This is a genomic window from Pontibacter chinhatensis, assembly GCF_900113285.1.
Taxonomy (GTDB): Bacteria; Bacteroidota; Bacteroidia; order Cytophagales; family Hymenobacteraceae; genus Pontibacter; species Pontibacter chinhatensis.
This window is the reverse complement of the sequence record NZ_FOOT01000011.1, coordinates 41,361-53,713: the sequence shown is the minus strand read 5'-3', so window position 1 is coordinate 53,713 and position 12,353 is coordinate 41,361. Positions and strand designations below refer to the sequence as shown.

7 protein-coding genes are annotated in these 12,353 nt (G+C 51.0%); 6 read left to right on the top strand and 1 reads right to left on the bottom strand.

What is annotated here, in order from left to right; translation table 11 throughout:
• Positions 1 to 105: 105 nt before the first annotated feature.
• A complete protein-coding gene (locus BM040_RS19880) occupies positions 106 to 903 on the bottom strand; it encodes an XRE family transcriptional regulator (RefSeq protein WP_092105243.1) in 798 nt (265 codons plus the stop codon).
• 419 nt (positions 904 to 1,322) lie between these two features.
• On the opposite strand from BM040_RS19880, the gene BM040_RS19875 reads away from it, so the two are divergent.
• The 6 genes from BM040_RS19875 (at position 1,323) to BM040_RS19850 (ending at position 11,171) form a co-directional block, all read left to right on the top strand.
• Positions 1,323 to 1,721, top strand: coding sequence for a YbjN domain-containing protein (locus tag BM040_RS19875; RefSeq protein ID WP_092105242.1), 399 nt, complete (start codon positions 1,323 to 1,325; stop codon positions 1,719 to 1,721).
• Between the two features lie 13 nt (positions 1,722 to 1,734).
• Positions 1,735 to 2,466, top strand: coding sequence for a PspA/IM30 family protein (locus BM040_RS19870; protein WP_092105240.1), 732 nt, complete (start codon positions 1,735 to 1,737; stop codon positions 2,464 to 2,466).
• Positions 2,467 to 2,571: 105 nt separating this feature from the next.
• Positions 2,572 to 3,198, top strand: a complete 627-nt coding sequence (locus BM040_RS19865) for an OB-fold-containig protein (RefSeq protein ID WP_092105238.1) — start codon at positions 2,572 to 2,574, stop codon at positions 3,196 to 3,198.
• 5 nt (positions 3,199 to 3,203) lie between these two features.
• Positions 3,204 to 5,339: a flotillin family protein gene (locus BM040_RS19860; protein WP_092105236.1), complete on the top strand. Its 2,136-nt coding sequence runs from the start codon at positions 3,204 to 3,206 to the stop codon at positions 5,337 to 5,339.
• A gap of 132 nt (positions 5,340 to 5,471) precedes the next feature.
• Positions 5,472 to 6,128 (top strand): DMP19 family protein, encoded by a 657-nt coding sequence (locus BM040_RS19855; RefSeq protein ID WP_245756312.1) that lies wholly within the window; start codon positions 5,472 to 5,474, stop codon positions 6,126 to 6,128.
• A gap of 84 nt (positions 6,129 to 6,212) precedes the next feature.
• Positions 6,213 to 11,171 carry a DNA repair ATPase gene (locus BM040_RS19850; RefSeq protein ID WP_092105234.1) on the top strand — a complete coding sequence of 1,653 codons (4,959 nt, stop codon included), beginning with the start codon at positions 6,213 to 6,215 and terminating at the stop codon, positions 11,169 to 11,171.
• The last annotated feature ends 1,182 nt before the right edge of the window (positions 11,172 to 12,353 follow it).

Here is a 12,353-nt window from a genome sequence, read left to right as displayed (position 1 = left end):
GGATATAGAACAACTGATTGGATGAAGCCAAGTGTTGCCTGTTCCTGTCGGTGGCGTGCTGTTTTCCTGGCGTTGTCAAAGTCTTCAAGAGAACAAGAAGGGGAGTTAAACGCCAAGTTCTTTTAGCTTTTGGTTTAGCTGTTGCACTGATTGCTCCAGTATGGCCAGGCGTTCCTCCACCATTACGGGCGGCTTTAGGTAAGTGCTGTATACCCCAACTGACTCCCATAGCTCCAGTATGTCCTCTATTGGCACATCCACCGGGCTATACGCCGGATTATCAGCTCTGAACCGAAGTACAGTCGATGTTACAATGCCCGCAAACCTTCTAATTAATATTTCAGAGCGGGTGACGACTACGTACGGCTGCCCAGTCTGCAGGGAATCAGCCGCTTTTTTATCCGCAGCGGCACATAAAAGGATGTCACCAGGGTAAATTCCGCTTTGCTGGCACAGCATTTCGCTGCCTGTTACTTCAAAGGCACGGGTGTTTCTTTTCCCCTGGGCAGGCAGCTGGATGGTCTGCAAGTGCTGCTGCTGCGCAGGGCGTTGGTGATTTGCAATGTACTTAAGGAACTGACTGCCTTGCACAAGAAGGGTCGCCACTTCCGGGGAAGTTTCCGGGGTTGCTATCTTTTTGAGCAATTCCTCTCTTGAGTAGTCCCTTTTAAAAATATCAAAACCATAGAGGTCATTTATGGTAAGCTCCTTGGTCAGGAGCATGTCGATAGATATTCCGAAGTGCTTAGAGATCTGTACTAGAGTGTCAATTTTAGGCTCTGAACGCCCTTCTTCATATGCTCCGACACTTGGCCTGGCTAGATCGAAAAGCTCCGCAAAGGCAGCCTGGCTAAGCTTTCTGACGGTTCTAATCTTCTTGATGTTTTTCCCGATATACGACATAATAAAAAAATAACCTGCTAATATTTTGAGCGTATTTCTTTTTATAGTATTATTACATCAGCAAATAAAGCCGATTAAGTGGAATAAACCTAATGTGTTGCTATAAACATGAGCATACGCGCTGAAGGGTGATTATTCTTGATAAGATTGGCTTTTTAGAGGCTAAATAACTAACATTATCGCACCAAACAGCACCCTGTCTGGTGTTGCAGAAATTCTCGCGGCAGCCATCCACATCTTGTTTTTTGCAGCCGGTTACTAACCTGATTTTACAAAGCAAAGGAAGTTCCTGACCCTCCCTTGGGCCCGGTGTTTACAGCTATATCATCAGGTGCAAGTATGCCTTTTCAAGCTATACCCAAAGGGTTAAAAACGAACTTTAAAGAAACAACCATTCTTACTCAGCCTAAAATTAATCTATGGTAAACAACTACTTTCAAAAGGTGAGAAGTTTTCTGCTGGAGCTGGACTTTCAGATAATGCACGAAGACGAGCAGGAGCGTGTGTTCGTGGTGGAGAAAGAGAGCCTGGGCATCAAGAATCTGGTGATTGGCTGCACAGACCCGCTGCTGATCATAGAGCAGTACCTGCTGGAATTGCCTACGCAGACCACCGAGATATACCGCAGCCTGTTGCAGAAGAACCGGGACATCATCCATGGCGCCTTTGTGCTGGATGACACCGGGCGCCGCGTGATCTTCCGGGACACGCTTCAGATGGAAACGCTGGATCTTTGTGAAATTGAGGCCACCTTCAATTCCCTGGCGCTACTGCTGAGCGAATACTCCGATCAACTGATTCAATTCTCCAAAAACTAAATACAGAAGCATCATGAACATATTCAGACGCATATTCAAAATCGGGCAGGCAGAGGCACACGCTGCTGTTGATCAACTGGAAGACCCGATCAAAATGACGGAACAGGGCATTCGGGACATGAAAGAGGATCTCGATAAGAGTCTGCGTGCACTGGCCGAGGTGAAAGCCATGGCGATCCGTTCCAGAAACGATGTGGAAAATTACCATTCCAAAGCCCAGGAGTATGAGGGGAAGGCCGTGCAGTTGCTGCAGCGTGCCCATAAGGGGGACCTGAACCCGGCAGAGGCCGACCGTCTGGCGGGAGAGGCCTTGCTGAAGAAGGAGGAGAACGTGCAGCTGGCTACGCAGGCACAGCAGGATCGGCAGAAGTTTGAGGCCTCCGTTGCCCAGCTGGACCAGAACATCAAGCAGCTGCGATCCACCATCAGCAAGTGGGAAAATGAGCTGAAAACGCTTAAGTCCAGGGTAACGGTGAGTAACGCAACCAAAACCATCAACAAACAGCTGGCCCAGATCGACTCGCATAGCACCGTGGCCTTGCTGGAACGCATGAAGGAGAAGGTGGCTGTGGAAGAGGCGCTGGCAGAGTCCTACGGCGAGATCGCCCAGGAAAGCAGGTCGATCGACGCGGAGATAGACAAAGCCCTGCAGGGGAGTGACGCCAGAAAGGCTGCAGAAGATGTGGCTGCCCTGAAGGCAAAGCTAGGCCTAAGTACGGGCACCGCAGGGGAGCCCCAGGCCTGAGTGAATGCTGCATGCAGCCGGTGAAAACCTATGCATGACACGGGGGACGGCCTGTTAGCTGTTGCCGTCCCGTTACCTTTATCGTTTCAATTTTAATAAAAGTGTATGGCGGAACTTCTACAAGCCGCTTTTTCAGGTGTCAATCTCCTTCCAACCGCCTTCCTCGTGTTTGTGCTGCTCTATTGGGTGGCTGTGATTTTTGGATTGCTAGATCTTGAGTTCTTTAACATAGAGCTAGAGGCTAAAGTAGATGCAGACGGTGTTTCGTCTGTTACCTGGCTGAATTCCGCCCTGGCTTTCTTTAACTTGGGGAAAGTGCCCCTGATGGTGTTTCTGACCTTCTGGGCCTTGCCCTGCTGGGTACTCTCGATTCTTGCCAACCATTACCTGAACAACGATTACCAACTGCTGGGGCTGTTGTACCTGATTCCGTCCTTCATCGCGGGCTTGTTTGTCGCGAAGCTCCTGACAGCCCCTTTTGTAAAGCTGTTCGCTGCGCTTGAAAAGGAGCACGAGTCCAGCACAACAGTCATTGGGCAGGTGTGCACTGTCCTGCTTCCCGCAAGTGCCACTGAACTGGGGCAGGCTGCGGTAAAAACATCCGGCGCCCCGCTTTTACTTCATGTAAAGACGACCTCTGCTAACAGCATCAGAAAGGGTGACACCGCGCTGATCATAGATTATAATGCTGAAAACAAATTTTACCTGATAGAACCTTACGAAACAATTTAACACAAATGATTACAACCTTATCCTGGACTGTCGTCGTTGTCATGGCGGTAGTTGTACTTGGCCTCATAGCCATTGTTATCAAAATGTACCAGAAAGCCATACAGGGCGAAGCGCTGGTGCGAACCGGTTTGGGCGATACGAAAGTGTCTTTCTCCGGCATCTTTGTGATTCCGATCATCCACAAGCTGGAGGTGATGGATATCACCCTGAAAACGATTGTGATCTCCAGAACCGGTTCTGAAGGCCTGATCTGTAAGGACAACCTGAGAGCTGATATCAAGGTGAACTTCTTCCTGCGCGTGAACAAAACGCCGGAGGACGTGATCCAGGTGGCGCAGTCTATCGGCTGCAAGCGTGCCTCCGACCACTCGGCCCTGGAGAGCCTGTTTGATGCTAAGTTTTCCGAAGCACTCAAAACGGTAGGCAAGCACTTTGACTTCGTGGACCTCTACCAGAGCCGCGATGATTTCAAGCGCCAGATCCTGCAGACCATCGGCACCGACCTGAACGGCTACATTCTGGACGACTGCGCCATCGATTACCTGGAGCAGACCCCCATCACGAACCTCAACGAGAACAACATCCTCGATGCAGAGGGTATCAAGAAAATCATTGACCTGACGGCGCGCCAGAAAGTGCAGGCGAACCTGATTGAGCGCGAGAAGGAAAAGACGATTAAAAAGCAGAACGTGGAGGCCCAGGAAACCATCCTGGAACTGGAGAAGCAACTGGCTGAAAACGAGGAAAAGCAGAAGCGCGAAATTGCCAACATCAAGGCCCGCGAGTTTGCTGAGATGGAGAAAGTGCGCCAGGAAGAGCGTCTGAAGGCAGAGAAAGCCCGCATAGCCACTGATGAGGAAGTAAAGATTGCGGAGCAGAACAGGGACCGCCAGATCCTGGTGGCAGAACGCAGCAAGGAGCGCACCGACGCCATCGAGACCGAGCGTGTGGAGCAGGCCCGTTTGCTGGAGGCTAACGAGAAAGAGCGTATCGTGGCGCTGGCGCAGATAGAGAAAGAGAAAGCCATTGAGGAAGAGCGCAAGAACATCCAGGGCATTATCCGGGAGCGTGTGACGGTGGAGAAAGCCGTGGTGGAGGAAGAAGAGAAGATCAAGGACACGAAGGCAATTGCCGAGGCGGACCGTCTGAAACTAGTGGCCATTAAGAATGCGGAGAAAGAGGCGGAAGAGGCGCTGGTGAAAGAAATCAAGAGTGCGGAGGCGGCGCGTCAGGCAGCAGAGTACCGTGCCAAGCAGATGCTCATCGACGCTGAGGCAGAGCAAGTGTCGGCCAACAACCGGGCACAGGCCATCAAGACGATGGCCGAGGCCGAGGCGGCACAGGCGGCGGCCGTTGGTTTGTCAGAGGCGCAGGTGATGGAGGCCAAAGCCCATGCCCGTCAGAAAGAAGGAGAGGCTGAGGCGCTGGTCATCAAGGCCAAGGCTAACGCGCAAGCTGAAGCTGACGAGAAACTGGGCATGGTAACGGCCAAAGTGACCAAAGAGAAAGGTATAGCCGAGGCAGCTGTTGTAGAAAACCTGGCAGCGGCAGAAGAGAAACGCGGGCTGGCCGAGGCCCGTGTGATCGGTGAGAAGTTTACTGTGGATGCCAAAGGAATAGAGGAGAAAGCCGAGGCCATGCGCAAGCTCGATGGCGTGGGCAAAGAGCATGAGGAGTTCAAGCTGCGCCTGGAGAAAGACAAGGCCATCGAGCTGGCTCACATCAACATTCAGAAAGACATTGCCGCATCACAGGCCGAAGTAATCGCCGAGGCCCTGAAAGCAGCGAAGATCGACATTGTGGGTGGCGAGACCATGTTCTTCGACCAGATTGTGGGCTCCATCACCAAGGGCAAGCAGGTAGACCGACTGGTAGGCAACAGCGAAGTGCTGCACACTGTGAAGGAAACCTTCTTCCAGCCCAATGGTAACGGCCACGTGGACTTCCGTGAGAACCTGCAGCGTTTTGTGAATCAGTTCGGCATGAACACGGAGGATGTTCGCAACCTAAGCGTGTCAGCCCTGTTGCTGAAGATGATGCAAAGCAGCGCAGACGAGAGTACGCTCAACACACTGAAGCAGCTGACCACTGCGGCCACCGCCATGGGAATAGCTGATAAGCCTTACATTTCATTGAACTAACATTCCATCAAGCCCCCTCGCTAAGAAAAAGGGAGGGGGCTTCCTTTACCTGTGGCAGCCATTAGTACAAAATATTGCTATGAGAATAACTAAGGTTGTAGAGGCGCACTAAATAATGTTTCAAAAATATCTTTGAAAGCAATAGGAGCTATAATGCTTATGATAGCGGGATTATCATCTCTGTTTGGTTACAACGGGCAAGCACGTGAGGAGCAGCGGGATTCGGAAATGGATGCCATGAACAAATTTGCAGAAGCTTTTCAAAATAGGCCTATCTATAAGAGACTGACAGCTGAAATACTGCAAGCTGTGCCAGATGATCAGCTGGAGCAGACGGTTTTTGATAATATCTATGAAATTATCGGGGAGGACTATGAGAACGAACTCCAGAACGTCCAAAGGTTAACCAAGGGGCAGCAGGCCATCTTCTCTACCTGGATAGTGGAGGGAGAAGTCAATAATGGAGGTTTCAACCAGTTCTACTTCAACTCCAGCGGGCAGTACGCAAATATGGCTGTTGAAGGATTTGAAACTGTTGGGGCTATAAAGTTTGCTCACCTTATGAAAGAAGCAAACAAGTTGTATGCCTCTATTAGTGGAGACCTTGAAAAATTTGATGACGGCACCCTGGAGAGCTTCAGTGAGTCCTACAATGAAAATCCCTTGAATGAGCTGGATGATAAATTTTACGACCTGGATGAAGCAGAGCCGTTGTGGAAGTCAAGAGTGAGATACATCAGGGCGCATATCGATCAGTTTGTTTCATCTGAGGCTCATCCGGCTAAATAGGCACAGCCCTCAGCGTGACTGCGCCCCGCTTATCAGGTACATGTGCGCCATTTTCCTATCTTGAATTTTTAATCCTCCACCCACATGGAAGATACCAATACCACCGCCTCTTCAGTTGCCGGGAACGTGCAGTTGGAGGGGGGAACCTATGAAATCCTACGAAATCGCCTGCAGAAAAGCGGTGCCGAATTACGTGCGCAGCTGGAGCAGCTGAACCAGGAGCGGAAGAGCGTCTTTGGGGCGATCGAGACGAAGCTGATTACGACCGAGCGCATCACCACCGAGAACAACTGCGTGCCTTCGGACATGGTGCCGGTGGGCTATACGCTGCTGTTTGGCTACAATGTATACCTCGGCCTGAAGTCGGAGGTGGAGCTGTCGGATGTGTTCGGCGTCTATACCTACGAGGACCACAGCTTCCACCAGCAGCCACTCGATCTGCTGCAGGACAAGGTTTTCCTGGACGACTTTCAGAAGCTCTACAAGTACTACAAGCATACCCAGTTCGTTAAGTTTGCCGTCATCGGGAATTACCTGTACATGGTGTTCCGGGTGGGCAAGGGCCTTAACGACATTAAGACCTTTAAGTGGCTGCTCAAAGGCGACACGGTTACCTACATCGACAACCGCAGCGACCACGAGTATGTGTTCCCGAACCAGCACGACTTCAGCTGGAGGCGGGTGACGCGCGAGGCGCATCGTAAAGGCAAGTTCCCGCACGTGTCCATCGAAGACAAGGTGTTTGTGGAGACTGTCGGCGGCGACTTGACCATTAAGGTAGAAGACAACACCGACTCGGGCCACGGCATTTATTCCGAGGAGGTGGAGGAAAAGGACCAGACACTGGACGATTCGGAAATCTACTACGCCGTTCTGGGTAATATTATCCTTTTAAAAATCAGGCCCTACCGGGAGAACCACTACCGCTTCATCGTCTTCAACTCCAAGCTCAAAGAGGCGCGCCGCATCGACGCGCTGGAGCACAGTTGCGTGTTGTTGCCGGATGGGCAGGGCGTCATGTATGCCTATGGTTATTACCTGCAGACGGGCGAGTTCAAGCAATTTGACAACAACCTGCAGGACATGCTTTTCGAGAAGCGCATTGCTTCCCCGAACGGTGAGGATTTCCTGTACGTGTTCTATAATAAGGAGCAGAGCATCTACCTGTTGCTGTCCTATAACCTGATCACGCAGCAGATCGAGACACCGATCATCTGCCACGGCTACGCCATCTACGAGAACGGGGAGCTGTGCTATTTCCGGGCCGATGAAGAAGCGCAGAAACACCACGCCATTCAGATCTGGCAGACACCGTACATCGGGCCGAACTACACCATACCGGTTACGCAGGAGTCCTACCTCTACAAGATTGGCAATAAGGATATAGTGCGGGCGATGGCCGAGGGTAACGAGGTGCTGACGCTGTTGCACAAAGAGGATTCTTATGCCAACCTGTACCTGGACCTGATCAAGAAAACGACGGATGTGCTGGATTCTTACCACTGGCTCACCCGTCCCGAAACCTATAACCTGGCGGCTCCGCTGTCGGCTATCCGGCAGACGGGCACGGCGGCGGTAGAGGAGTACGAGAAAGTGCTCAGCATCAAGAAAAACACGCAGGCACAAATCGGAAAGGTGCTCGGGCAGGCCGATGCACTCATCCAGACGCTCAGGCACAGGAAGGCAGAAGTTATCAACGACTATGTGAAATACCTGGCCGACCTGCGGGGCGTACGCGGCGAGGTGATTTCGCTCAAGGAACTGCGCTATACCGACCTGCCGACCATTGAGAAGTACGAAACGCAACTTCAGGCTTTTGCCCAGGAAACCGCCAACGGAGCTGTGGCTTTCCTGTTGCAGCCCGATGCGCTGGCACCTTATGAGAAGAAGGTAAAGGAGATTAACACGGCTATTGAAGGGATAGGGAAGGTAATAGAAGCTGACGCAACGGACAAAGAAATTGCGGCGGTGTCGGCGGAGTTGGAAATGCTGATCGATGTGGTGAGCAATCTCAAGATAGACGATGCCACCCAGACCACCCGCATCATCGACACCATCTCGGCCATTTACGCTACCTTCAACCAAACCAGGGCCGCCCTGCGCCGTAAGCGTAAGGACCTGTTGAGTCAGGAGGGAAAAGCTGAGTTCAACTCCCAGATCAAACTCATCAGCCAGAGCGTAGTCAACTACCTCGACGTGTCGGATTCACCGCAGCGATGCGAGGAATACCTGGCCAAGCTGATGGTGCAGCTGGAGGAGCTCGAAGGACGTTTCCCTGATTTCGATGAGTTCATGGAGCAGCTCTCGGTAAAGCGGGAGGAGATTTACAGCGCCTTCGAGTCTAGGAAGGTGCAACTGCAAGAGGCACAGAACAAGCGGGCTAACAGCCTGCAGCAGGCGGCAGACCGTATCCTGAAGGCAGTTCAGAACCGTGCCGGCAAACTGGGCTCGGTAAGTGAGATTAACGGCTACTTCGCCTCCGACCTAATGATCGAGAAGGTGCGGAGCACGGTGGAGGAGCTTCTGGCGATTGGCGATACGGTAAAGGCCGACACCATCCAGAGCCGCCTCAAAACCCTGAAGGAAGACGCTATCCGTCAGCTCAAGGACAAGCAGGAGCTCTTTGTGGAGGGCGCCAACATCCTGAAGTTCGGCAAGCACCAGTTTACGGTAAACACCCAGCCGCTGGAGCTGAGCGTGGTGCACCGGGACGACGCCATGTACTACCACCTCACCGGCACCAACTTTTTCGAGAAGATCACCGACGACCGGTTCCTGAGCTACCGCCCGGTGTGGGAACAGTCGCTGGTGTCGGAGAACAACCAGGTATACCGTGCCGAGTACCTTGCCTTTAAAGTGCTGGAAGCGGCGCAGAACAAAGGTATAGGCGGGCAGCAAACCGAAAACAGCCTGCGCTACCTCACGCTGGATGAACTGCACAAACTGACCGGAGCAGAGCTGGCGGACTATGTAAACAAGTTCATGGCCGTTCGCTTCAACGAGGGCTACATGAAGGGGGTGCACGACCACGATGCGGCCCTTATTCTGGCAGCGCTCATACGCCTGATCAAAACAGCAGACTTGCTCCGTTTTACCTCCATTGACAGGGCCTGTGCGCAGTTGTACTGGAAGGTGTTCGCGCCGGAATCCAAAAAGAAGCTACTACAGCACCAACTCCAAGGGATAAGCGTTATCCTGCAGGTCTTCCCTGACACCCACGAGTTTGATGACGTGAAGTCCGGGCTGCAGCAGGAAGTATATACCTTTCAGCAAGAGACAGGGCTCTGCAAAGAAGCCATTGCGGCTGATGCGGGGGAGTACCTGTTTTATGAGTTGACCAGGGGCTATCACTTTGTCATCGACAGCCAGGCCGATGCGCTCTACAGCGGCTTCAAGCACTTTCTGACGGAGCGACGTGTGCTGGACCGCTTTGAGGAATCGATAAAGGGACTGGAGGAGAACGTGACGCACCAGTTCGAGCTGATCCAGCACTGGCTGAAGGCTTACATCGCGCAAGCCGGCCAGCACGACAAAGCCGAGTTTGTGGCCGAGGTGGCCACGCTGTTGCTCACCGACAGCTACCACACACAGCATGTGGTGCACACGGTCTTAAGGGAGAACATCCAAGGGATGCAGGGCGCGCACCAGCAGGTACAGGGCCAGCAATACCAGCTGCACTACCACAGCTTCATGCGTCGCCTGCGTGACTATACCTCCCGCACGGCCACGGCCTTTACGCAGTTCACAGAGCTCAAAAAGAATCTGACGCAGCAGGCTGAGCAGGCACTGCGTCTGAACGAGTTCAAGCCGCGTGTGCTCTCGTCGTTTGTGCGCAACAAACTCATCGATCAGGTGTACCTGCCGTTGATCGGCGCCAACCTGGCCAAGCAGATTGGTTCGGCAGGGGAGACCAAGCGTACCGACCTGATGGGCATGCTCCTGCTGATATCGCCCCCCGGCTATGGCAAAACGACCATCATGGAGTACATCGCCAACCGCCTGGGCATTATTTTTATGAAGATCAACGGTCCGGCCATTGGGCACCAGGTCACGGCACTGGACCCGAGTGAGGCACCCAATGCCGCTGCCCGCGAAGAGCTGGAAAAGCTGAACCTCTCCTTTGAGATGGGCGACAACGTGATGATTTACCTGGATGACATCCAGCACTGCAACCCGGAGTTCCTGCAGAAGTTTATCTCGCTCTGTGACGCCCAGCGCAAGATTGAGGGTGTGTACAAAGGCCGCAGCAAAACCTATGATTTCCGGGGCAAGAAAGTATGTGTGGTGATGGCCGGTAACCCTTATACTGAAACGGGAGAGAAGTTTCGTATTCCGGACATGCTCGCCAACCGCGCCGATATTTACAACCTGGGTGACATCATCGGTGATACGGAAGATGTGTTCCGGCTGAGCTATATTGAAAATGCCCTGACCTCCAATACCGTGCTGGCGAAGCTGGCGGCGAAGAGCCAGAAGGATATTTATGCGTTGATCCAGCTGGCTGAAACCGGCAACAGCGAGGGACTGGAGTTTGAAGGCAACCACTCGGCAGCGGAGCTAAGCGAGTATGTGCTGGTGCTTAAAAAGCTGCTCAGGATTCAGGACGTGATCCTAAATGTGAATATGGAGTATATTCGTTCGGCAGCCCAGTCCGATGAGTACCGCACCGAGCCGGCCTTTAAGCTGCAGGGCTCTTACCGTAATATGAACAAGCTGGCCGAAAAGGTGATGCCCATCATGAACGATCAGGAACTGCAGACGCTCATCCTCTCGCACTACGAAGCCGAGTCACAGACGCTCACTTCCGGCGCCGAAGCGAATATGCTTAAATTCAAGCAGCTCATCGGAATCATGACAGAAGCTGAAGCGCAGCGTTGGGAGGATATCAAAGCCACTTTTGTTCGCAACAACAAAGTCAGCGGCTTAGGGGGCAATAGCCAGGTAGGGCAGGTGCTTGCCCAGATGGAAAACATTTCCGGCGGAATTGAAGGTATAAAAGAGGTATTAAGCCAGTTTACGCCGACCAGGCTGGAGGCAGAGTAAGAAAGAATTGTTTGTTTGGATTGTTTCAGCCCCTGCAAGCGTATAGCTGCAGGGGCTTTTTTTTCTTACCATCGTTCGTTGGCTGGGTGTCATATACTTGTCAATTGCCTGGGGCCGCTGGGTGGCACTTTCCAAGAGATGACAAATTCCAGCCCGTGCAAATCTGCCGCAGCACTTCGCCGCCACATACCAGACTATGGGAGGCCGAAGCCCCCACCACTGCGTACTGTTTTACGATAAGGTCCTTTGCTTTGGAGGATCAAGGCAGTAGCAGAATCCCTTATCCTCCCCTTCAATTTCTTTATGGAAAAGGCTCCGAATTACCAACTTCGCAATCAACTTAGTATCTATTGATTATTAGGCCATCAATAATCCTATAAGAAATTACTAGGTTGGTTATCCTAAATCAAAGATGTTACACTTTACTGAAAATATTAAATAATAAAGCTCAAGAATAGTGTCTTTAAGCATTTATAATTAAAAGGATGTATAGGGATTGTTGCTAAAGTTTTGTTATTCCTTTTTATATTAACAATTACTTTTCTGGATAGATATTCCTTAATTGCTTAAAGGTTTATGTATAGATTTATATATCGATACATGTATATATTTTATATGTCTGTAAGATTTCTTTACATAAAAGTTACCCCTGAGAGAGAGCATTATCCATTCTGATACTCCAAGTAGAGGATATCTCCTATTAATTTAAAAAGTGCATAGCTTTTTATGTTGCCACTCTCCTTTTTTTGATCACTCGAACCTAAATTATATATGAAAACAAAGCATTCTCTTCCACATCCACTGTTCACCAGACAACAAAAAACCTATAATATTTTAATATTATAGACACTTCTGGGAAATTCCGTCATATGCTTTCTGCTCAAGTAGAGCCTATTTCGTGTTATCCAATTTTGAGTCAATAAGTTAGTTAAATATTAAAGCATCATGCCTTAATGTTTAACTCAATTCATTGATTCCTCTGGTTTAGTTCAATGGTAAATTTTTTTAACAATTTTATGAGTTTCTTGAAATATTTGAATAGAGTTGAAAGGATGGACTCTCTTATACGCAGGAAATCAACTGGTACACCCGAGCAATTCGCAGATCGCATGAATTTGTGTCGAAGTGCTCTGTTAGAATATATAAGAGAAATGAAGTCTCTAGGAGCCCCAATTGCCTACT

Excerpts from the sequence above, each read along its gene's own strand:
- BM040_RS19870 (WP_092105240.1), top strand. The coding sequence starts at position 1,735 with ATGAACATATTCAGACGCATATTCAAAATCGGGCAGGCAGAGGCACAC.
- BM040_RS19850 (WP_092105234.1), top strand. The coding sequence starts at position 6,213 with ATGGAAGATACCAATACCACCGCCTCTTCAGTTGCCGGGAACGTGCAG.
- BM040_RS19865 (WP_092105238.1), top strand. The coding sequence starts at position 2,572 with ATGGCGGAACTTCTACAAGCCGCTTTTTCAGGTGTCAATCTCCTTCCA.
- BM040_RS19880 (WP_092105243.1), bottom strand. The coding sequence starts at position 903 with ATGTCGTATATCGGGAAAAACATCAAGAAGATTAGAACCGTCAGAAAG.
- BM040_RS19860 (WP_092105236.1), top strand. The coding sequence starts at position 3,204 with ATGATTACAACCTTATCCTGGACTGTCGTCGTTGTCATGGCGGTAGTT.
- BM040_RS19875 (WP_092105242.1), top strand. The coding sequence starts at position 1,323 with ATGGTAAACAACTACTTTCAAAAGGTGAGAAGTTTTCTGCTGGAGCTG.